This is a genomic window from Exiguobacterium abrahamii, assembly GCF_015645365.1.
GTDB lineage: Bacteria > Bacillota > Bacilli > Exiguobacteriales > Exiguobacteriaceae > Exiguobacterium_A > Exiguobacterium_A abrahamii.
In genome coordinates this window covers 1-20,803 of sequence record NZ_JADOYC010000005.1, presented here as the reverse complement: position 1 = coordinate 20,803, position 20,803 = coordinate 1, and the positions used below count along the sequence as shown (strand labels likewise).

Genomic DNA, 20,803 nt, shown 5'->3' with positions numbered 1-20,803 from the left:
TGTGGTATGAGGTATAGATGAGTTTGATTTTTAAAAAAAAATTGCGTATGATAATTCACATGTGAAAAAAGTTTACATCTAAAAAGAGAAACTATGTGGTGGAAGTGGAGGGAATCGGATGGAGAAGCAGGTAATGGATGTAGTCAGTAGAATCAGTGACATGTTATGGACAAACGTACTGATCATCTTACTCGTCGGATTAGGCATTTATTTTACATTCCGGATGCGGTTCGTTCAATTCCGGATGATACCGGAGATGTTACGTTTACTGTTCCAAGGAACGGATAAAGGCAAAGATGGTGTATCACCGTTCCAAGCATTTGCAATCAGTACGGCAGCTCGCGTCGGTACCGGTAACATCGCGGGTGTTGCGACAGCGATCGCACTTGGTGGACCAGGAGCAGTCTTCTGGATGTGGTTGATCGCCTTGATCGGTTCGGCATCGGCATTCGTCGAGAGTACACTCGCGCAGATCTACAAGGTGCGGGACGATAAGGCATGGCGTGGGGGTCCTGCCTATTATATGGAAAAAGCACTCGGTCAACGTTGGTTAGGAATCTTATTTAGTATCTTGATTACGATCTCATTCGGATTTGTCTTCAATTCCGTTCAATCGAATACGATTTCGCTTTCTCTTCAAAATCAATATGGCTTTGATAAAACATGGATTACGGTCGGACTAGTCGTGCTGACGGCACTTGTCATCTTTGGTGGTGTCCGTAGTATCGCAACCGTCGCGTCGTTCCTCGTACCAATCATGGCCGGTGGTTATATCCTGATCGCGCTCTACATCATGGCGACGAATCTTGAAGTACTGCCAAGTATTTTTAAATTGATCTTCCAAGAAGGTCTATTCGAATTCAAGACACTCGCAGGTGGTGCAGTAGGTGCAGCACTCTTGAACGGGATTCGCCGTGGTTTATTCTCGAACGAAGCCGGTATGGGTTCAGCGCCGAACGCGGCGGCAACAGCGGAAGTCTCTCACCCGGCGAAACAAGGATTGATTCAATCGTTTGCGGTCTTCGTTGATACGTTGATGGTCTGTTCGGCGACAGCGATGATCGTTCTCGTCAGTGGAGTGGCAACAAAGGATGCTAGTGGTCAACCGGTAGCTGGGATCGACTTAGCGCAAGGTGCGCTCGCATCACAAGTCGGATCACTCGCGACAGGATTCATGGTCGTCGCGATTTTCCTCTTTGCTTTTAGTTCTGTCGTCGGAAACTACTACTACGGTGAATCGAATATCAACTTCATCCGTGAAAATAAACAAGTTTTGATGGCGTATCGTGTACTCGTTCTCGTCATGATCGTCTTCGGTTCACTCGTTGAATCGGCGAACCTCGTGTGGGCGTTAGCAGATATCTTCATGGGACTGATGGCGATCGTTAACTTGTATGCGATCTTCCGTCTCTCAAAAATCGCGAAACTAGCGCTCGAAGATTATGTCGGGCAACGAAAAGCTGGAAAAGAGCCACGATTCTATGCGGACTCGATTCCGAACTTGCCGGGGAAAGATACGCTTGAAGCATGGCAAGAATCAGAAAAAGACGAAAAAGCAATCTAAGAAAAAGGGAGTCAGAGAAATCTGGCTCTTTTTTTGTATAGAACGAATTTAAAAAGGGAATACAGAGTACAGAAGGGAGGGGGAGAATGGAAAACGTACATTTCGTCCGCGTCACAGATGCGGTCTGGGAGTCGTTCGGAAACGATCCCCACATCATCATGGACTGGATTTTATTCATTCATGAGACACAACCCGATCATGAACAATTATTCGCTCTCGAACAGACGAATGCTATCTATCATTTGATGAATCAAATCGATATCTATATTGATCAAGACACGCATTACAATCTGGGACGAGCGATCGTTGGCGAAGAGTTGATCGTTAACGAAGAGAAAGCGGCGATTGTCGGTATTCTTCCCTTACCACTCCTCATTATCTCGGCTGAGGTGATGCGGAATTTTGATCAACGGGCACTTGCTTCGATTCATAATGAAGCCGGAACACCGGGAGAATTCGAGGATGTCTGGGAACAGTTCGCCAATCTGCGTGCCTATTTTCAAAAGGCGGAAGAAGCGGAAGATACGATTTTAATTTATTATGTCTGATCAGCTTCAATCATAAAAAAAGAGACCCGCTTCCAAGTCATAGACTGGAAACGGGTCTCTCGTCGTTCAGATGAATCAAGAGGCTGACTCAAAAAGAATGACGCGTCTTTTCACGCCCTTTCCTCAGGTGAGACACAAGCCGATTTTCCGGCTTTATTCAAGCAGGAAAACGGGTCTTGTTTGTCTCTTACAGCGCAAAGAGGCACTTTTCCTGTAGGAGTGGCGTGAAACACGTCATTCTTTTTGTTACGAGATAGGGTGGCAGATCATCGTTCTGCCACCCTTCTCTTTGTGGAAACGGACTTTTGAGTCAGCCTCATCTTTTACGTGAATTGCCAGATTAAAAATCGATTTCGTCCGGATCCGGTCCGAGGCGGACATCCGTTGCGATACGATCAATTTTCTCAAGATCATCAGCATCGAGTTGGAAATCAAAGACGTCGAAGTTTTCCGCAATGCGTGCTGGTGTAACGGATTTTGGAAGAGCAACGATGCCGTTGTCGAGATGCCAACGTAAGACGACTTGTGAAGGTGTCTTGCCGTGTTTCTCTGCGATTTCCTTGAAATCATTGATTTCGAGGAATTTCCCTTGCATGAGTGGGCTCCATGCTTCGACTTGAATGTTGTGATCTTGCAAGTATTCGTGCAGTTCGTGTTGCGGTAATTGTGGGTGCAACTCGACTTGGTTGATCATTGGTGCCATCAAGCCCTCTTCTGCCAATGTATCGAGGTGATGTTCTTTGAAGTTCGAGACACCGATCGCTTTGATCTTGCCTGCTTCATACAGTTCAACCATTGCTTTCCACGCTTCGATATAGCCTTCGACCGGCCAGTGAATGAGATAGAGGTCAAGGTAATCTGTTTCGAGACGTTCGAGCGATTCTGCGAATGCTTCCTTCGTCCGACCGGCACGAATATCATCGTTCCAGACTTTTGACGTTAAGAAGAGATCCTCACGTTTCACGCCGCTTTCCTTGATTCCTTTTGCGACACCGCGCTCGTTTTTGTAGACAGCAGCCGTATCGATATGACGATAGCCGACACGTAATGCTTCAGCGACAGCAGCAGGTGCTTCTGTCTCTTCATCTACTTGCCAGACACCGAATCCGATTTGGGGAATCGTAATACCGTTTGAAAGTTTTGCGTATTGCATGTGTTACTCCTCCTCATAAAACGTAGTTTAGATTTGCTCGTTTAGTTTAGCATGAACGAACGAAGACGTCCGTTTCCATGCTCATGGAGGAACAAAATAAGGTAAAATAGAAAAGAATCATAAGATTTAATCGTGTGTTAAAAGAGGGGGAGAAAAGATGGCTCAAAAGAATAAACAGCTATCCAAATGTACTTGGCTTAGCATTGGCGCGTTGTTAGTAACGCAGGCAGTGGGTCTGTTTCTTAGTGCGCGAAAGTCAGGACGTAATCCATGGGTGTGGGGAGGCGCTGGACTCGTTCAATTCCCGCTTCCGGCAATCGCTTACTTAATCTTAGAACGACAAGCGAAGCAGAAAAAATAATAAAAACAGGTCCAATCGTCGACGCGATTGGACCTGTTTTTATGGTTACGAAGAAATTTTTTCTTGCTTCGTCGCTGTCTTCTTCATGCGTGGCAAGCCGAAGAAGATGGCGATTGATCCACAGACGAAGAGGAGGAACGGGTAGAACAGATACGGAATCAGTTCAGGAGAAGCTGTTTTCGTCAATTCTGCTGCGATCAAAAGTTGTGCCCCGTACGGAATGATGCCTTGAATACCACAAGAGAAGATATCAAGGATACTCGCTGATTTCTTGCGATCGACTTCATACGTATCGGCGATTTCAGCTGCCAGTGGTCCAGCGACGAGAATCGAAATCGTATTGTTTGCTGTCGCGAGATTCGTTGCACTGACGAGTGCCGCCATACTGAATTCGGCACCCCGACGCTGTGAAATCTTGCGTGTCAGCGTCTCTTTTAAGAAGGCGATTCCACCGTTGAACGTAATCAAGCTGACGAGACCACCCATGAGGAGCGTCAAGATGGAGATCTCCGCCATGCCCAACATGCCTTCAGACATCGAGAGGACGAAGCCACTTAAGCCGAAGCTACCATCAATCATACCGATGATGCCGGTGAGTAGCGTACCACCAATTAAGACAAGGATGACATTGACACCGAAGATCGCAAGAACGATGACAGCGAGATATGGAATCAACTTGTAGAATTCAAAGGCTTTTGCTTCGACGACGTCACCAGAACCGGAAACGAATGCGAGCAGGATGACCGTCAAAATAGCAGCCGGCAGGACGATCATGAAGTTCGTCCGGAATTTATCGCGCATGTTCGTTTTTTGGGTACGGACGGCAGCAATCGTCGTATCCGAGATGAACGACAAGTTATCGCCAAACATCGATCCACCAACGACAGCAGCCGCTGCGATCGCAACGTTGATGCCTGTCGCTTCATGAATACCGAAGGCGATCGGTGCGAGTGCAGCAATCGTTCCGGTAGATGTCCCCATCGCCATCGAGATGAAGGCAGCGATGATGAACAGACCACTCATGAGAAGCGATGGAGGTAGAAACGTCAAAGCGGCATTAACGGTCGCATCGATGGCACCGATTGCTTCTGCCGTTCCAGAAAACGTACCGGCTAGTAAGAAGATGAAGACCATGATCATGATATCGGGATTTCCGGCACCCGTTGCAATTCGTTCAACCGTTTGATTGATCGATCCTTTCGTCGTGATTGCAGCAAAAATCAAAGCGATCAGTGCGGCGATAAGGATCGGAAATTTGTAAAAGTCGTCATAGAAGATCCCGGCTCCGATGAAGAGGACCAGGAATACGACGAGGGGAAGCAGTGCCCATTTGTTAGGCGTGATCGTTTCATTCATTGTTGACACCTCGTTTCTCAAAGATACAAAAAAAGACCCCTTCGCAAGAAAGAAGGAGGTCTTTATGAAATAAAGACGCTCTTCTTATCTCTCAAGCTTTCGCTTGCTGGATTTGGCACAGTACGAATCAAATCGTCCGCTGCCGAAACATCATTGGGCCAGTCCCTCCGTTTCTCGCGATAAAAAGAAGTCATTCAATTGTTGTAAAACACGTTTCTTACCGTACCGCATTGAGTAACGCGTGTCAACTGTACTTTACTGAAGTGCCTTTTTCAATGTTTGGACGTTTTCTTCCATCAACTTGAAATAAGAACTGTTTTGTTGCGCTTTCGTGACCGACTCTAGATTATGAATCGTTACGGATTCAGCTCCGATTTCTTTTTGGATGACACGTGCAACCTTAGGTGAAACTGTCTCTTCGAACGCGACGTATTTCAAATCATGCATCCGTGCTTCTTTCACTAAAGCGGCCAGTTGCTTTTGTGACGGTTCATCAGAAGGAGAAATTCCTGCGATCGGCAGTTGTGTGAAACCATATCGTTCTGCGAGGTAACCGTAAGCGGCATGCGTAACGAGAAGTTCTTTTTTCGATCCATCAGCGACCGCTTGTTTGAACTCTTCATCGAGTGCGTCAGCTTGTTGATCGAACGCTTTTAAGTTTTTCTCGAATGTTGCTTTGTCTTTTGGTACTTCTTTTGATAGAGCAGTTGTAATCGAGCGTGCCATTGCTTTTGCGTTGACAGGGTCGAGCCAGACGTGTGGATCGTATTTTCCGTGGTCATGACCCTCTTCTTCATGCGCATGTTCATCTGTTGCATGATCATCATGCCCTTCTTCTTCGTGGGCATGTTCGTCTTCTGTATGCCCTTCTTCTTCATGTGCATGAAGTGTAGCATCCGACTCTAGCAAGTTGACGTCCTTACTTGTCTCGACGAAGCGGACATCCGTGCCTTTTAGACTCTCCTGGATTTTTTTCGAATACGGCTCGAGCGTCGTACCGGTTAAGAGGAACAAGTCGCCCTTGGCAATCTCAGTGAGTTGTTTTGACGTTGGCTCGTAAGAGTGGGGGTCTGCTCCAGGTGGGACGATCATCTTGACGTCGACTTGATTACCACCGATTTCGCGGGCAATAGCAGCCGTCGCGAACGTTGATGCATAGACTTCTGTCTGGGTTTTATCTGAAGTCGATGAATCGGTATTTGAACCGCAAGCAGCGAGGACACTTGCACTCGCGAAGGCGACCGTTAAAGCAGGAATGATTTTTTTCATTATATGATACCTCCATTATTAAAACGTAACTATTCCGATTTGGACTTTCTCACTATAGCGGAACGCCGATGAAGCGTCAAGTAGGAATACCGAGACGTTCGACATCTTTTAAAACGGGGTAAAAGGATAATAAAGTGAAGAAACTGGTACGTCTTTTGGAGGTGATCAAGTGAAACGTGAAACTGCATGGCTAATGGGGGGAGCTGCGTTATTGACGACGGCAGCAGCGGGAGCGAGTATCTGGAACAATTATGGTGCATTGCTTCGATGGACCGAACCCGCCTTGCCACTCACAGAAAAACAACTGGCACCGCGGACGCTTACCTATAAACAGGTGGGAGACCGCATCTTACAGCTCGATCTCTATTATCCACCGGGAGAGGGACCGTTTCCCGTTGCCATCTATGCACACGGTGGTGCATTTGTTCGTGGAGAGCGCGATGACATATTCTGCTTTAGTCCAATCGTCGACCGTCTGCTTGAACTCGGAGTTGCCGTCTGTAGTATCGATTATCGTTTGTTTGAAGAGGGCAGTTATTTTCCGGATAACCTCGAAGATGTACGGGATGCGTTATGTTTTTTGAATAAGGAAGCAGAGGATCTTCGCATTCTAAGAGGACGGATGATGGTATGGGGAGACTCAGCCGGAGCCGCACTCATGCTGACGACGGCACTTGCCCCATCTGCTTTCGTTGGTGAGCGTGATGAGCGCCACATGCCATTGATCAGTGGTGTGATCGCTTTATATCCACCGACGAACTTTTTGTTGTTTAATTTCATTCAGACTTGGATTGCCCACATTAAGTTCTACAAGGGGGGACGAGAAGAATGGCGCAAGCTGATGACGCACGTCTCACCCGTCACACATTTATCGTCGGATGCCCCGCCCATCATGCTCTTGCACGGTAAAAAAGATCCAATCGTTCCATTTTCTCAAGCCTTGCATTTCGTTGAGAAGGGAGCGGATGTCGGAGCCGATGTTCGTTTGTTTTCCTTCCCGAACGGCACCCACTCACTTGCCAGTTTCGCTCAGACGGAAAATCCGTTAAAGATTGAGCGATTGCTCGAACGAATTGAACGTTTCACCTGTCAGGTGCTACTGTTGCCACCGCGACAACTTCCGAATGGAAAACATGATACAATCAGTCATATTTCTTAAATGAGGGAGACAGAGACATGACTGAAATTTGTTTAGTGCGGCATGGTCAGACGGATTGGAACTTAAACGAACGGATTCAAGGAAGAGAAGATATCCCGTTGAATGCAACAGGAAGAAGACAAGCGGAACTCAGCGCCGCTTATCTATCGAATGAAAAGTGGGATGTCTTGTTAGCAAGTCCTTTATCGCGTGCCGTTGAAACAGCAGAAATCATCGGTCGTGCTGTTGGTTTAACGATCACAGGGACAGATGAGCGACTTGTCGAACGCGAATTCGGAGCCGCTTCCGGTGAACCGGTCGCAGCGATTTACGAAGCCGTTCAAGCGAACGATACGACACTTGTGCCAGGTCTTGAAACGGAACAAGCCATCCAGGATCGCGTGTTCGATGCGCTACAGGAAGTGACACGCACGTATGAAGGGAAACGAGTTCTAATCGTTTGTCACTCGCATACGATCAAGGCAGCATTATCGTCGATTGATGCGACATTTAGTTACCGGACACCATTGAAAAACGCGTGTGCGAATTATATCCATCATACGGATCACTATACGATTGATCGCATCAACGTAGCGGACCACATCACGGACGAGGTTGAAAAACCTTAAGAGACGGGTGCGTTCGGATGCTCTGTCAAATATTGTTTGAACGTTTCTTTAGCGATACTGGTGATATGGGCGCCACGTTTTGAACGACGATCCTTATACTCTTGAACGAGTTCTTCGCCAGCGAATCCATCTTCGACGACTTCGCGTAAGATTGATTCAGATAAATCATTTTTCATCATGACCATCTTACCCGTGAAGACATATGAGACGTTTTCGCTTAAGACAGTCCGTTCAAGAGGCGTGACGATCATCGCGGCAGGGTCATTATCAGGTCGTGAGATCGTGATTTCAATCAAAGCACGTAAATGTTTTGTGAACAATTCATCGACAATCGGCTGATCCGTCGGAGGAACGACGATTTCTGCAACCCACTGTGCCGTCTGTTCGGTACTGACCGTCAATCCGTCCTGAATGGCGACGGGAATCGTCGTATCACGTCCTGACTCATCCATTAAAATGCGTAATGTGCATAACTTAAAGGTTTTCATGAAAAAATACCCTCCCTTGATCGCTTACGATTTTCCTACAGTATACCGTGAGGAATGTAAGACGGGAAACTTTTCCTGACGAAATTCGTATGAACTATGTTTAAATAAGACTAGATACTACTAAACAGGAGGATCGTTCATTATGCCGCAAGTACTCATTGGAATATTAGGAATCCTGGGTATCGTTCTACTTGCCCACCATATCATCATGTATTGGCATGCTGAACCGACAGACCGCCCGACGCTTGCATATCGCATTGCGCTCCTGATTGCCTGTTTGCTACTCATTAGTGGAAGTGATCATTTAATCAGTATTTTCTACGCGGATTCCTTAGCTGAATTCGGTCAACGCATCACGTATATCGTCTTCATCGGAGGTGCACTTGGCTTCGCATGGTACTTTCGTAAGAAGATGGAACAAGCGCCAACAGAAATGACACCTGTCGGAAACGAAGCAGGATTAACATGAGAAAAAGCGCCGTTCATTCCGATGGAGGAAGAACGGCGCTTTTTGGCGTTTTATTTTAATCCACTTGCCAGTCGAGTATCCCGAATCATGTCGAGTTTGAGCTTCCAGAGACGATCGCTGAATGTGACAGCATAAATCTCTGGCAAACGCAGCCGTTTGTACTCTTCCCACAGACGACCGATCTGTGTTTCGTGGAAGTGGCGGCTCTCTTCGATCGTCGGAACCGTATAGACCAGTTCTCCATCTTTGAAGATTGGTTCAAGTAACCGTTCGACCTTGAACTGTTCGATGCGATTTCGGAACGATGGGTCCCGGACGTCGATGAGATCGACAGCTTCAAGTGTCGACGGATCTTCGTCCATCAACGTCACGTAATCGCCTTTGAACTTATCCGTCACCGGATCGATGATGCGATACACTTCCTTGATATGGGGCGTCGTCGTTTTTGCTTTTGACGAGGATACTTTAATGACGGGTGCGAGCTCGCCATCTACTTCACGCGCGACCAGTTTATAGACCATTCCAAGAGCTGGTTGTTCGTAGGCTGTGATACCGCGTGTTCCGACGAGGAACGTATTGGCTTGGGCACCTTGGATGCGTAAGTCCTGGATGACGTACTCATCGAGGTCCCCTGATAAGACGATGTCGACTTCCGGGAAGCCGGCTTCGTCCAGCATGTTACGGGCACGTTTTGACAAGTAAGATAAGTCGCCAGAATCGATTCGGATGCCACGTAGTTTATGCCCTTTGGCTTGGAGCTCCTTCGCAACCGTGATGGCATTCGGAAGACCACTCTTGAGCGTATCGTACGTATCGACGAGTAATGTCGCCTGATCCGGATAATGAGAAGCGAATGTCCGGAATGCCGTCAATTCGTCATCGTGGAATTGAATGTCGGCATGTTCCATCGTTCCACCACACGGAATGCCGAAGTCGCGTCCTGCTGAAGCAAGGCTTGTGACGTCAAAACCAGCCAGGTACGAAGCACGCGTACCGAAGTAAGCGGCATCAATGCCTTGCGCGCGACGGGCACCAGCTTCGAGGAACTTCGCACGAGGAGCCGATTGACGAATCCGTGCGTACTTCGTCGCGATGAGCGATTCGTGGTTCGCGATGTTCAAAATCGCGGTCTGTAAGAGTTTTGCTTCAAAGATGCGTGCCTCGATCCGAATCAGTGGTTCGTTCGGAAAGACGATTTCGCCTTCTTTGACACTTGAAATCGAACCATTGAACTTGAACTGACGCAGTTCATCCTTGAACTCATCCGGGAAGCCAATCATCTCTTGCAAGTACGTGATATCTTCTTCCGTGAAACGGAGTGTTTGAATATACTCGATGATATTTTCGAGACCCGCAAAGACGACATAGCCTCCTGCGAACGGATTCGAACGGTAGTAAACATCAAAGACGGCACGTTCATTATGACGTCCTTCTTTCCAATAGATATACATCCACCGTGGTAAGTACAGATCGGTATGGAGTGCAAGATTACGTTGTAACATGACGGACAGATCCCTTCTTATTCGCCGACGACTTCAGCGCCGATCGATTGTTTAAAGTGTGTAAGCGCCCACTCGTGACCAGTCGCGTTAAAGCTTGCGACCGCATCGACATGGACGACGATACGATACCCGAGATTGTAGGCATCGACAGCTGTATGAAGGACACAAATGTCCGTACAGACACCGACGAGGTGGACTTCGCGGATACCGCGTTCACGCAAGCGTAAATCGAGGTCCGTCCCGGCGAACGCACTATAACGCGTCTTGTCGATGACGTGATCGGCAACCCGTGCCATGGCTGCGACTTTTCCGAACAGATCACGTCCATGTGTTCCGCGGATATTGTGTGGCGGGAAGAGGACGGTTTCCGGGTGGAACGTATCGCCTTCTTCGTGAATATCGTTGGCGATGACGACGTAATCTTCCGTTGAAAATTCCTCCATCAACGTAGCAATTCGATCTTCAATCGCTTGTCCTGGTTTTCCACAAGTCAGCTTTCCTTCGTCAGCAACGAAATCGATCGTGTAATCAATGACAATCAGAGCGCGCATATGCGTAAGCCCCTTTCCGATTTTGAATTAGTGTTCTCTTTCACATTGTACTCTATCTCACACAGAAGGCAAAAGGAAGAAATCGGATACAAACAGGTATAGAGAAGTAAAAGAATGGGGTATAAAGTATAGGACGAAAATGATAGTAGAGGAGGAGAAAGGGATGGCTAGGTTGAATGAATATGAAGTGGAAGAGCGTCTTGAGCGGTTGCAGGATTGGAGTGTCGTGGATGATGAAATCGTCCGGACCTATACACTTGCATCGTTTCCTGCGGCACTGGATTTCGTACAGGAAGTCGGGAGTATCGCTGAAAACTTGAATCATCATCCACGGATCGTGATCGACTATAAAAACGTCACACTTGCGGCGACGACTCATGATGAAAACGGATTGACGGAAAAAGACTTTCAACTTGCGGAGGCCTGTGATGCCATCTAAACTTTCGATTACATTCGGTAGCGGTTCGTTCGTTGAACAAATTCGTTCCCGTGATGCTCATATTCGTGTCGCTAGCGGAAGCGGCGATGCCATCCTCTGGATGGAGACGGACTCGAAATCACCTTTTCAAAGTGGCAATACCTACACGTTGCTCGAATCACGTGGCAATTTTTCGGATGAAGGCAGTCTCTTCTACTGGTCGATTCCGGCAGATCAAAATAGTGGAGATCTATTCGTACATCAAGTGATGTCGAATCCGAAAGTCATCGGAGCAGAATACGGTGGCTTCCAAGCGTTTCGGATTGGACGTGTCGAGAAGGGAACGGATCTTGCCTTATTGATTCAGTTCCAAGAGACAGGGGACGGAGCTCGTTATGCAAAATCAGTTGAACGTCTTACGGTAGACCAGTATGCTGAAGAGGCAGGGAAGTCGTTCGCGCCTTCTCCCGTCATGAAACGGTATCAAATCGTACCACCAACAAATGAGTGAGATGCAGGGGGACTAACAGATGAAGAAGAACTATTTTGTCGTAGCAACACTCGGTGGCGCACTCGTCGGCGCTACTTTATCACTACTGCATAAAGATACGCGCCAAGCGCAGTTCGCAGCAGTGAAACGGACATTCAGCGGCGCAGGAACACAATTGTCTGCCGTCAAACAAGATCCAAAAGGGCGCTTTGAGGAACTAAAAGCACTCTATACGGATAATCAGGAGACGATCCATAACCTGATTGACGACGTGAAGGACTTAGCAGAAGTACTTCGCAAATAAGCAAAAAAAGGACTCACGCGTGTAGCGGAGTCCTTTTTGTATGCTGGTTTACAAGTAGCGGAAGAATAATCCGAGTACGGCAAACGCGATGATGATATAGAAGAAGATCCGACCGAGTTGACCAGAACCGCTTACGAAGACAGGTCCACCGCTCGAACGACGACCGGTTTGAAACGGACGTGTGAATGGAACGGCACGATTACCAAAGACGAATCCGAAGAGGAATCCGAGGACGAAACCGTACAAATGACCAAAGACAGCAACGTTCGATCCGAGCAACGTAAAGACTGCCGTGACCGCAGTGAAGATATACACAAGACGTGTATCATCTGCTAGGATGACCGTCCGCTTGAATCGACTCAAGTAAACATAAAAACCAAGCAAACCAAGAATGGCACCCGATGCTCCAGCTTGACCATAAAACGGTTCATTGATTTTCGTGAAGTACGTCAAGATGTTCGCGAGCGTACCAACGAGCAAGTAAAAGGCTGCAAATCGACCGTGACCAATCATCCGCTCAAGCGGTGGAGCGAAGATGACGAGAGCAAACGTATTGAACGCAATGTGCCAAAAATCGTAATGCAAGAACGTTGCTGTGACGACACGCCACCATTCACCTTGCTCGATTAAGAGATTGATGGATGCCCCTGCATTTAGAGGAGAGAATGTCAGGTTAAGGAGTTGACCCAACTGTTCGATGACAAACAGGGCGACTTGGATTAAAATGAACAACGAAACGACCGGATAAGAACGTGTGAACGTTTGTAGGTTTTCCGTTCGACTAAACATGACAACACCTCGCTTCATCTTCATTCTATATGAAGATGGCGAAGAATAGAACTGTGGAGGCGTCTCGGATGATTTATGGAATTGGAATCGATTTGGTCGAACTGCATCGAATCGAGCAAACGCTTGAACGACAGCCGCGTTTTGCCGGGAGAATCTTAACACAGGCAGAGCAGGAACGATTTCAATCGCTCTCGGGACACCGTCGTATCGAGTATCTTGCTGGACGTTTCGCTGCAAAGGAAGCGTTCGTCAAAGCATTCGGAACCGGCGTCGGAAAAGAAGTCTCTTGGCAAGACGTTGAAATTTTAAACGATGAGACAGGGCGACCGATCATGAGTGGACCATTCGATGGCGTCATCCACGTCTCGATCACGCATTCAGAGCATTATGCATCTGCGCAAGTCTTATTAGAGAAGAGGGAATGGGATGTACCGACCAACTTGGATTGAAATCGATCGGGAAGCGATCGCACATAATATACGCGAAATCAAAACACGGATGGGCGAACAACAGGTGATGGCGGTCGTCAAAGCGGACGGCTATGGTCACGGGGCAGTGACAGTCGCTGAGATCGCTCTTGAGAACGGAGCTGACTTACTCGCTGTCGCACTCCTCGAAGAAGCGATTGAGTTACGCGAAGCGGGCATCCAAGCACCGATTCTGATGCTTGAAGCCTTACTACCGGAACATGCACCAGTTGCTTCGAATTATGATGTCGCCGTTCCTGTCTTTTCAGCCGATTGGCTTCAGGAAGCGAAACGTCATTTGACGGAAGTCGATCATCTCCGCTTGCATATCAAAGTCGATACGGGAATGGGGCGACTCGGATTGCAACATGTCGATGAGTTGAAGCGAATTCTTGTTGAGTGTGATGATGATCTCGTTGAACTTGAAGGGATCTATACGCATTTCGCGACTGCTGACGAGCTGAACAGCCGGTTGTTTGAACGCCAGCTCGAGACGTTTTTATCGTACGTCGCACTAGTACCGGATATCCGGTACGTCCACTGTGCCAATTCGGCGGCAGCGATTCGCTTAGCAGGTCAAGCACCGTTTAACGTCGTTCGAGTTGGTATTGCATTATATGGGGCGATGCCGTCCGATGAGATGGCAGGTCATTATGAATTTCTAAAACCAGCGTTTTCACTGAAAAGTCGTCTGATGCAGGTCAAACAAGTCGAACCGGGTCAAACGATCAGTTACGGAGCGACCTATACCGCGCCGACGGATGAATGGATCGGTACCGTTCCGATCGGTTACGCGGATGGCTGGTCACGCAAGTTCCAAGGCTATTCGTTGATCGTAGACGGTCTACCGTGCGAAATCGTCGGGCGTGTCTGCATGGATCGGCTCATGATTCGTTTACCGCGGGAATATCCGATCGGAACGGAAGTCATCTTGATTGGAGAAGGGGCACCAATCGAGGAAGCAGCCCATTGGCTCGGGACGATCAACTATGAAGTTCTCTGTCAATTCTCGAAGCGTGTTCCACGTCAATGATTCGTACAAGACATCAATAAGATGGCAAAAATATGTTATTTGTTTGAATTTTGATTGTATTTTCTGAATTCGACTGATATATTGAAGTAGAAAGTGAGTCGTTCGTTAAGGTTTCAGTGAATCTGGAGGTGCCATTATCTTGGTCCAACAACGGGAAATGCAGTTTGTTGAGCGAAATGTAGCGAAGGAGACGATTGGGATGAAGTCGAACCATACGACCGAAGAACGCAAGCGTCAGCTACGTGAGGAATTGAAGCGTGGTTACGAAGAAATGGCAGCAATCAATTTATCGATCGTTGGCGAAATGTTCCAGATTGAAACGGAGGCGGAGTTCTCACTCCTACGTCAAGTAAGCGGGGTGTAAGCTTTGATAGTCAAACGTGGCGACGTGTTTTATGCAAATTTGTCACCTGTGGTCGGATCGGAACAAGGGGGAGTTCGTCCCGTGCTTGTTCTACAAAATGATATTGGTAACCGATTCAGCCCGACAGTCATCGTGGCTGCGATCACGGCACAGATCGACAAAGCCAAACTACCGACCCATGTGGAAGTATATCGAGAGCGACACGGATTAGAACGTGATTCGGTCATCTTACTTGAGCAAATCCGGACAATTGATAAACGCCGTCTAACGGATAAAGTCACACATCTAGATCCAGACACGATGATGAAAGTAAATAGTGCCGTCGCAATCAGCTTAGGCTTGGTTGATTTTTAGGCACTTACATAGAAGCGCAACACAAGAAGAGTCGATACTAGCGTATGCGACTTTTTTTGACCTCTTTTTTTATAAAATGGGTTTTAAAGTTTTCTTTACGGGGAAAGATACCCAAGTGACCTTTTTATAAAGGGATGAGGTAGGATGAATAGCAAGACCACATAGACAGATTTTCCTTGAGGAGGAACTTGAAGATGGATTTAACAATTAAAACAGAGCAGCTTGACGGTCAGACGCATCTTTATATCGCAGGTGAGATTGATACGTATACAGCACCAAAGCTTCGCCAAGAACTAGTCCCGGCAGTTGAAACAAACGATGTCGTCGTCCATTTGGATGAAGTACACTACATGGATTCGACAGGTCTCGGCGTGTTCGTCGGAGCACTCAAAGCGGCGAAAAAGAACGGTACATCGTTCACGCTCGTCGGCGTTTCTGAACGCATCCGTCGTCTATTCGAAATCACAGGTCTTTCAAGCATCATTACAATCGATAGTGGTGTAAGAGGTGGAACGCAATGAAGAACGAACAACTAAACATGACATTACCGGCAAAACCGGAATATGTAGCCATTGCCCGTCTGACGGTTTCAGGTGTCGCCAACCGGATGGGATACACGTATGATGACATCGAAGATATCAAGATCGCTGTCTCAGAAGCATGTGCGAACGCTGTTCAACATGCATACGAAGGAAAAGAAGATGGTAGCATCGCCTTGACATGTAATGTCTATCCGGATGATCGTCTTGAGATTGTCGTCAAGGATAACGGCATTACGTTCGATAAAGATGAGGTCAAACGCCAAAGTGAACCGATTACGAATGCACACGATCTCGATTCCTTGCATGAAGGAGGACTCGGCATCTTGATGATCGAAGCATTGATGGATCAAGTAACGATCGAGAAAGCGAACGGCGTCACTGTCCATATGACAAAATATATGAATAGAGATGAGGTGGGTCAAAGTGCCAGCAAAGTCTCAACAACGCCATCACAGTGATGATGAAGTACTTCGACTGATTGATTTGTATCAGCAGGACGACCAAGATGAGGAAGTGCATGCGGCATTACTCGAGCGTTATTCAGACTTGGTAGAAGCTTTGGCCCGGAAGTTCTCGCGCGGTCGACCGATTCATGACGATCTCGTTCAGGTCGGTATGATTGGGTTGCTTGCAGCCCTTCGCCGCTTCGATAAGGAATTCGGTCGCAGTTTTGAATCGTTTGCTGTTCCGACGATCATCGGTGAAATCAAACGTTTCATCCGCGATAAAACGTGGAGCGTTCACGTTCCACGTCGCATCAAGGAACTTGGACCGAAAATCAAGAAGGCAGTCGAGGAGTTGACGACGGAGTTGCAACGCTCTCCGCGCATCGATGAGATTGCTGCGCGTCTTGAAGTATCGGAAGAGGAAGTCCTCGAAACACTTGAAATGGGTAAAAGCTATCAAGCGTTATCCGTTGATAGCTCGATTGAGGCAGATCAGGAAGGTAGTACCGTTACATTACTCGATCTTGTCGGGAATCAAGAAAACGGCTACGACTCCGTCGATCAGCGTCTGATTCTTGAAAAGGCATTTGCTGTCTTAACGGACCGCGAACGTTCGATTCTCGAATGTGCCTACTACCGCAATATGAGTCAAAAAGAAACGGGCGAACTACTCGGCATTTCACAAATGCATGTTTCCCGTCTCCAACGACGCGCTTTACAAAAGTTACGTGAAGCGATCAAAGTTGAACCAAATGAAGTATTCTCAAAAGACTGACCTCGTGTCAGTCTTTTTTCTTTTCCATGCGTTCTTCGGTATAATGAATGAGAGGTGAAGCAGATGGAAAAGAGAATCGCAAGTGAATTGAATGTACGTCCTGCGCAAGTGAAGGCAGTCTTACAATTGACGGAAGAAGGCGGTACGATTCCGTTCATCGCCCGCTACCGGAAAGAACAGACAGGTGAACTCGATGAGGTCGCGATCAAAGCGATTCTCGATCGACATAAACAATTAACGCAACTTGAAAGCAGACGGAGCGACGTCCTTGAAAAGATTGAGGAACAAGGTGGACTGACGCCGGAACTTCGTCGAACACTTGAAAAAGCGACGACGTTACAGCAAGTCGAAGATATCTACTTACCATTTCGACCAAAACGTCGGACGAAAGCGGAAATTGCACGGGAAGCAGGGCTTGCACCACTTGCTGACTGGCTCCGCGACAAGTCTGCTTATGATGAAGCGACATTCCATCGCTTGAGCAATGGGCTGGATTCGGAAGAAGCGCTGACTGGGGCGCAATCGATCATTGCCGAGGAGTGGGGCGAACAAGCGACGGTGCGTGAGTTCATTCGTAAGCAAATGCGCCGTTCAGCAGAAATCGTCACAAAACAGAAAAAGGATGCAGTCGATGAAAAAGGTGTTTTTGCGCAGTATTATGCCTACAGTGAGCGGATTCAACAGATCGTTCCGCACCGGATTCTTGCGATTAACCGTGCGGAAGCATTGAAAATCGTCTCTGTGAAAGTCGTGTTAGAGGAGCAACGGGTTTTACCAACATTGCTTCGTTCCTACGCACAACTGGCGCCAAAGAAACGTGATATCGTCGAAGCGGCGATTACGACGGGCTATAAAAAATCGGTCTTCCCTGCCATTGAACGGGAAATTCGAAATGAACTGACGGAAAAGGCAGAGCTCCAAGCGATTGACGTCTTTGGTAAGAACCTCCGCCAACTCTACATGCAGCCACCGATGAAAGGGAAAGTCATGTTGGGACTTGATCCGGCTTACCGGACAGGGTGTAAGTGGGCGGTCATCGATCCGACAGGTGAAATGAAGGAAGTCGGCGTCATTTACGTGACGATGTCAGAGCAAAAAGCAAAAGAAGCACGCCAAACTCTTTCGCAGCTCGTCGATACATATGGGATTGAGTTGATTGCGATTGGTAATGGTACAGCTTCACGGGAAACAGAAGCATTCGTTGCGGACTGGATGAAGGGGCAAACAGATATCGCCTTTACGATCGTCGACGAGGCAGGAGCAAGTATTTATTCTGCTTCAGAGATTGCCCGGACCGAGTTCCCGGAGCTTCAGGTTGAACAACGATCCGCGATTTCGATTGCACGTCGCCTGCAGGATCCACTCGCTGAACTCGTTAAAGTCGACCCGCAGTCTGTCGGAGTCGGTCAATATCAACATGATGTCTCGCAAACGAAACTGAAGGAGACACTTGATTTTGTCGTCGAGACGGTCGTCAACCAGGTTGGGGTCGATGTTAATACAGCGTCAGAACCGCTATTGAGTTATGTCGCAGGAATCACGAAGGCGACAGCGAAAAAAATCGTCGAACGCCGCTCGGAACTTGGAACGTTCAAGACGCGTCAGGAATTATTGAAAGTTCCTCGTCTTGGTGCAAAGGCATATGAGCAGGCTGCAGGATTCCTGCGAATTCTAGAAGGTACGCATCCGCTCGACCGGACGCCGATTCATCCAGAGCAGTACAAAACAGTCGAGAAGTTATTTAAGACACTCGGCTTAACGCTTGATCAAGTTGGAACGGATGCGGTGCGGGAACAATTGTCTACATTGTCATTACCGGAGATGGCACAGACGCTCGAGATCGGAGAACCGACACTACGTGATATCATCGAAGCGTTACAACGTCCGGGTCGTGACCCACGGGAAGCGCTCGATAAACCGTTGCTTCGCCAAGATGTTCTATCGATGGATATGATCCAAGTCGGGATGGAGTTCCAAGGAACGGTCCGGAATGTTCTTGATTTTGGTGCGTTCGTTGATATCGGAGTGAAAGAGAATGGCTTGATTCATATCTCGAAGCTTAGTCGTAAACGTGTCAAGCATCCACTTGATGTCGTCGCTGTCGGGGATATCGTGACGGTATGGGTGACAAATGTTGAACCAGAGCGGGGACGGATTGGTTTGACACTGGTTCCGCCGAAATGACGAATGAACAATTACAACGATACGTCGAGCAACTTTCGCTCGACGTATTTTCCTTACCGTTTCGACATGAAGCTTATTTTAATCCACGACTGAAGACGACAGGTGGTCGCTATTTCTTAGGCGATCATCATTTAGACTTCAATAAACGATATATCGATGACATGAAAGTCTTCCGCGGAATCGTGATTCATGAACTATGTCACTATCATTTACATCTAGCAGGAATGGGGCACCGTCATCAAGATCAAGACTTCAAGGAATGGTTAGAGCGCTATGGTGGGCTTCGATACAGTCCCAGAAGACAAGAAGACGAAAAAAAATCCTATCTTTATGAATGTGAGAAATGCAGCACATTATATAGAAGGAAAAGACGCATGAATACGGAAAGATATCGATGTGGTCGATGTCGTGGAAAGATTTTTTACAAAAGTAGTTGACGTTCATTTCGGAGCATGATAAATTATAGAAGTCGTCAAAACGACAGCAACTAAACAACTTATCGTCGCTAAAAACTTTTTTAAAAAAGCATTGACGGAAAGAAAAAAAGTTGCTACTATATAAAAGTGTTCCGAACAGAACGTAACGTTCCGCAATAGCTCAGCGGTAGAGCAACCGGCTGTTAACCGGTAGGTCGTAGGTTCAAATCCTACTTGCGGAGCCATTCTTTTGGAGATGTACCCAAGTGGCTATAAGGGGCGCCCCTGCTAAGGGTGTAGGCCGGGAAACTGGTGCGAGGGTTCGAATCCCTCCATCTCCGCCAGACCTCTTATGTGAAAATGTTTCTTGAGAATAATTATTGATTACGATATGGCCCGTTGGTCAAGCGGTTAAGACACCGCCCTTTCACGGCGGTAACACGGGTTCGAATCCCGTACGGGTCACCATATGGAGGATTAGCTCAGCTGGGAGAGCACCTGCCTTACAAGCAGGGGGTCGGCGGTTCGATCCCGTCATCCTCCACCATTTCTTTTTAAAGAGTTGTTTACAACTTCAAATTGCGGTCCTGTGGTGTAGCGGTTAACATGCCTGCCTGTCACGCAGGAGATCGCGGGTTCGAATCCCGTCAGGACCGCCATTTTTGGGCTGTAGCCAAGTGGTAAGGCACTGGATTTTGATTCCAGCACGCGAAGGTTCGATCCCTTCCAGCCCAGTTTTTATGTGTCATTAGCTCAGTTGGTAGAGCATCTGACTTTTAATCAGAGGGTCGCAGGTTCGAATCCTGCATGACACACCATTTTTAATTTCATATTTGCGGTCGTGGCGGAATCGGTAGACGCGCTAGGTTGAGGGCCTAGTGGTGGCAACATCGTGGAGGTTCAAGTCCTCTCGACCGCACCATATCGCACCCTTAGCTCAGCTGGATAGAGTACTTGACTACGAATCAAGGGGTCGGGAGTTCGAATCTCTCAGGGTGCACCATATTTTGTTTGCTTTGACGGGCCTATAGCTCAGCTGGTTAGAGCGCACGCCTGATAAGCGTGAGGTCGGTGGTTCGAGTCCACTTAGGCCCACCATTTTCAAAACAAACAATGACGAACTTTGAAAACTGAACGATGAGGCAAAAATCGTATTCTACGGAATACAAAAACGAATGAAGCGCAAGCTTCGT

General features: G+C 47.6%; 25 protein-coding genes, 10 tRNA genes and 1 riboswitch. Of the genes, 28 read left to right on the top strand and 7 right to left on the bottom strand.

Annotation, left to right across the window (positions count from 1 at the left end; all coding sequences use genetic code 11):
• Positions 1 to 118: 118 nt before the first annotated feature.
• Complete coding sequence (locus ITJ88_RS13330) at positions 119 to 1,564, top strand: alanine/glycine:cation symporter family protein (RefSeq protein WP_195865971.1); 1,446 nt, start codon at positions 119 to 121, stop codon at positions 1,562 to 1,564.
• Positions 1,565 to 1,650: 86 nt separating this feature from the next.
• Positions 1,651 to 2,112 carry a hypothetical protein gene (locus ITJ88_RS13325; RefSeq protein WP_195865970.1) on the top strand — a complete coding sequence of 154 codons (462 nt, stop codon included), beginning with the start codon at positions 1,651 to 1,653 and terminating at the stop codon, positions 2,110 to 2,112.
• Positions 2,113 to 2,452: 340 nt separating this feature from the next.
• Here ITJ88_RS13325 and ITJ88_RS13320 read toward each other — a convergent pair whose 3' ends face one another.
• Positions 2,453 to 3,265: an aldo/keto reductase gene (locus ITJ88_RS13320; protein WP_029342855.1), complete on the bottom strand. Its 813-nt coding sequence runs from the start codon at positions 3,263 to 3,265 to the stop codon at positions 2,453 to 2,455.
• A 157-nt stretch (positions 3,266 to 3,422) separates the two neighbouring features.
• On the opposite strand from ITJ88_RS13320, the gene ITJ88_RS13315 reads away from it, so the two are divergent.
• Entirely contained in the window at positions 3,423 to 3,626 is a 204-nt protein-coding gene (locus tag ITJ88_RS13315) for a hypothetical protein (protein ID WP_195865969.1), read from the top strand.
• A 45-nt stretch (positions 3,627 to 3,671) separates the two neighbouring features.
• On the opposite strand, the gene ITJ88_RS13310 is transcribed toward ITJ88_RS13315, so the two are convergent.
• Positions 3,672 to 4,982 carry a Na+/H+ antiporter NhaC family protein gene (locus ITJ88_RS13310; protein WP_064300651.1) on the bottom strand — a complete coding sequence of 437 codons (1,311 nt, stop codon included), beginning with the start codon at positions 4,980 to 4,982 and terminating at the stop codon, positions 3,672 to 3,674.
• Positions 4,983 to 5,063: 81 nt separating this feature from the next.
• A riboswitch (SAM riboswitch) is annotated at positions 5,064 to 5,168 on the bottom strand.
• A 69-nt stretch (positions 5,169 to 5,237) separates the two neighbouring features.
• On the bottom strand, positions 5,238 to 6,251 hold the full coding sequence (locus ITJ88_RS13305) for a metal ABC transporter solute-binding protein, Zn/Mn family (protein ID WP_195865968.1): 1,014 nt from the start codon (positions 6,249 to 6,251) through the stop codon (positions 5,238 to 5,240).
• A gap of 169 nt (positions 6,252 to 6,420) precedes the next feature.
• Here ITJ88_RS13305 and ITJ88_RS13300 point away from each other — a divergent pair, with 169 nt between their 5' ends.
• Positions 6,421 to 7,410 carry an alpha/beta hydrolase gene (locus ITJ88_RS13300; RefSeq protein WP_195865967.1) on the top strand — a complete coding sequence of 330 codons (990 nt, stop codon included), beginning with the start codon at positions 6,421 to 6,423 and terminating at the stop codon, positions 7,408 to 7,410.
• 17 nt (positions 7,411 to 7,427) lie between these two features.
• Positions 7,428 to 8,018 carry a histidine phosphatase family protein gene (locus ITJ88_RS13295; protein WP_087681596.1) on the top strand — a complete coding sequence of 197 codons (591 nt, stop codon included), beginning with the start codon at positions 7,428 to 7,430 and terminating at the stop codon, positions 8,016 to 8,018.
• Here the strand turns inward: ITJ88_RS13295 and ITJ88_RS13290 are convergent.
• Entirely contained in the window at positions 8,015 to 8,506 is a 492-nt protein-coding gene (locus tag ITJ88_RS13290) for a YwpF family protein (protein ID WP_050678476.1), read from the bottom strand. The two genes, ITJ88_RS13295 and ITJ88_RS13290, sit on opposite strands and share 4 nt — an antisense overlap.
• 142 nt (positions 8,507 to 8,648) lie before the next feature.
• Here ITJ88_RS13290 and ITJ88_RS13285 point away from each other — a divergent pair, with 142 nt between their 5' ends.
• On the top strand, positions 8,649 to 8,975 hold the full coding sequence (locus ITJ88_RS13285) for a hypothetical protein (RefSeq protein WP_029342848.1): 327 nt from the start codon (positions 8,649 to 8,651) through the stop codon (positions 8,973 to 8,975).
• Positions 8,976 to 9,025: 50 nt separating this feature from the next.
• On the opposite strand, the gene ITJ88_RS13280 is transcribed toward ITJ88_RS13285, so the two are convergent.
• Positions 9,026 to 10,477 (bottom strand): nicotinate phosphoribosyltransferase, encoded by a 1,452-nt coding sequence (locus tag ITJ88_RS13280; RefSeq protein WP_029342847.1) that lies wholly within the window; start codon positions 10,475 to 10,477, stop codon positions 9,026 to 9,028.
• 17 nt (positions 10,478 to 10,494) lie between these two features.
• Complete coding sequence (locus ITJ88_RS13275; protein WP_195865966.1) at positions 10,495 to 11,028, bottom strand: cysteine hydrolase family protein; 534 nt, start codon at positions 11,026 to 11,028, stop codon at positions 10,495 to 10,497.
• A gap of 163 nt (positions 11,029 to 11,191) precedes the next feature.
• Between ITJ88_RS13275 and ITJ88_RS13270 the strand changes: the two genes are divergently transcribed.
• From ITJ88_RS13270 to ITJ88_RS13260, 3 genes are read left to right on the top strand one after another with little or no spacing between them, the layout of a single operon-like run.
• Entirely contained in the window at positions 11,192 to 11,467 is a 276-nt protein-coding gene (locus ITJ88_RS13270) for a 4a-hydroxytetrahydrobiopterin dehydratase (protein WP_023469630.1), read from the top strand.
• On the top strand, positions 11,457 to 11,957 hold the full coding sequence (locus ITJ88_RS13265) for a hypothetical protein (RefSeq protein ID WP_023469629.1): 501 nt from the start codon (positions 11,457 to 11,459) through the stop codon (positions 11,955 to 11,957). The genes ITJ88_RS13270 and ITJ88_RS13265 overlap by 11 nt, the downstream gene beginning before the upstream one ends.
• Positions 11,958 to 11,976: 19 nt before the next feature.
• A complete protein-coding gene (locus ITJ88_RS13260; RefSeq protein WP_023469628.1) occupies positions 11,977 to 12,240 on the top strand; it encodes a hypothetical protein in 264 nt (87 codons plus the stop codon).
• A 48-nt stretch (positions 12,241 to 12,288) separates the two neighbouring features.
• Here ITJ88_RS13260 and ITJ88_RS13255 read toward each other — a convergent pair whose 3' ends face one another.
• A complete protein-coding gene (locus ITJ88_RS13255) occupies positions 12,289 to 13,029 on the bottom strand; it encodes a rhomboid family intramembrane serine protease (RefSeq protein ID WP_195865965.1) in 741 nt (246 codons plus the stop codon).
• 68 nt (positions 13,030 to 13,097) lie between these two features.
• Here ITJ88_RS13255 and acpS point away from each other — a divergent pair, with 68 nt between their 5' ends.
• From acpS to ITJ88_RS13160, 19 genes are all read left to right on the top strand, one after another.
• Entirely contained in the window at positions 13,098 to 13,478 is a 381-nt protein-coding gene (acpS, locus tag ITJ88_RS13250) for a holo-ACP synthase (protein WP_195865964.1), read from the top strand.
• Positions 13,456 to 14,529 carry an alanine racemase gene (alr, locus tag ITJ88_RS13245; protein WP_195865963.1) on the top strand — a complete coding sequence of 358 codons (1,074 nt, stop codon included), beginning with the start codon at positions 13,456 to 13,458 and terminating at the stop codon, positions 14,527 to 14,529. Before acpS ends, alr begins: the two co-directional genes overlap by 23 nt.
• Before the next feature lie 139 nt (positions 14,530 to 14,668).
• Positions 14,669 to 14,893 carry a hypothetical protein gene (locus ITJ88_RS13240; RefSeq protein WP_023469624.1) on the top strand — a complete coding sequence of 75 codons (225 nt, stop codon included), beginning with the start codon at positions 14,669 to 14,671 and terminating at the stop codon, positions 14,891 to 14,893.
• Between the two features lie 3 nt (positions 14,894 to 14,896).
• Positions 14,897 to 15,247 (top strand): type II toxin-antitoxin system PemK/MazF family toxin, encoded by a 351-nt coding sequence (locus ITJ88_RS13235; RefSeq protein ID WP_023469623.1) that lies wholly within the window; start codon positions 14,897 to 14,899, stop codon positions 15,245 to 15,247.
• Between the two features lie 194 nt (positions 15,248 to 15,441).
• Positions 15,442 to 15,768: an STAS domain-containing protein gene (locus tag ITJ88_RS13230; protein ID WP_023469622.1), complete on the top strand. Its 327-nt coding sequence runs from the start codon at positions 15,442 to 15,444 to the stop codon at positions 15,766 to 15,768.
• Positions 15,765 to 16,247, top strand: coding sequence for an anti-sigma B factor RsbW (rsbW, locus tag ITJ88_RS13225; RefSeq protein WP_195865962.1), 483 nt, complete (start codon positions 15,765 to 15,767; stop codon positions 16,245 to 16,247). The genes ITJ88_RS13230 and rsbW overlap by 4 nt, the downstream gene beginning before the upstream one ends.
• Entirely contained in the window at positions 16,213 to 17,010 is a 798-nt protein-coding gene (gene sigB, locus ITJ88_RS13220; RefSeq protein ID WP_023469620.1) for an RNA polymerase sigma factor SigB, read from the top strand. The genes rsbW and sigB overlap by 35 nt, the downstream gene beginning before the upstream one ends.
• Positions 17,011 to 17,073: 63 nt before the next feature.
• The gene (locus ITJ88_RS13215; RefSeq protein ID WP_195865961.1) at positions 17,074 to 19,194 is read left to right on the top strand and encodes a Tex family protein; all 2,121 of its coding nucleotides are present in this window, start codon (positions 17,074 to 17,076) and stop codon (positions 19,192 to 19,194) included.
• Complete coding sequence (locus tag ITJ88_RS13210) at positions 19,191 to 19,631, top strand: SprT family protein (protein ID WP_195865960.1); 441 nt, start codon at positions 19,191 to 19,193, stop codon at positions 19,629 to 19,631. The genes ITJ88_RS13215 and ITJ88_RS13210 overlap by 4 nt, the downstream gene beginning before the upstream one ends.
• A 149-nt stretch (positions 19,632 to 19,780) precedes the next feature.
• Positions 19,781 to 19,855: transfer RNA gene (locus ITJ88_RS13205), tRNA-Asn, on the top strand.
• 7 nt (positions 19,856 to 19,862) lie between these two features.
• Positions 19,863 to 19,954, top strand: a tRNA-Ser gene (locus tag ITJ88_RS13200).
• A 49-nt stretch (positions 19,955 to 20,003) separates the two neighbouring features.
• Positions 20,004 to 20,078: transfer RNA gene (locus ITJ88_RS13195), tRNA-Glu, on the top strand.
• A 3-nt stretch (positions 20,079 to 20,081) separates the two neighbouring features.
• Positions 20,082 to 20,157 (top strand) — tRNA-Val (locus tag ITJ88_RS13190).
• Positions 20,158 to 20,193: 36 nt separating this feature from the next.
• Positions 20,194 to 20,269 (top strand) — tRNA-Asp (locus ITJ88_RS13185).
• Positions 20,270 to 20,273: 4 nt separating this feature from the next.
• A tRNA-Gln gene (locus ITJ88_RS13180) sits at positions 20,274 to 20,345 on the top strand.
• 7 nt (positions 20,346 to 20,352) lie between these two features.
• Positions 20,353 to 20,428 (top strand) — tRNA-Lys (locus ITJ88_RS13175).
• Between the two features lie 17 nt (positions 20,429 to 20,445).
• A tRNA-Leu gene (locus ITJ88_RS13170) sits at positions 20,446 to 20,532 on the top strand.
• A 4-nt stretch (positions 20,533 to 20,536) separates the two neighbouring features.
• Positions 20,537 to 20,613 (top strand) — tRNA-Arg (locus ITJ88_RS13165).
• 18 nt (positions 20,614 to 20,631) lie between these two features.
• Positions 20,632 to 20,708: transfer RNA gene (locus ITJ88_RS13160), tRNA-Ile, on the top strand.
• The last annotated feature ends 95 nt before the right edge of the window (positions 20,709 to 20,803 follow it).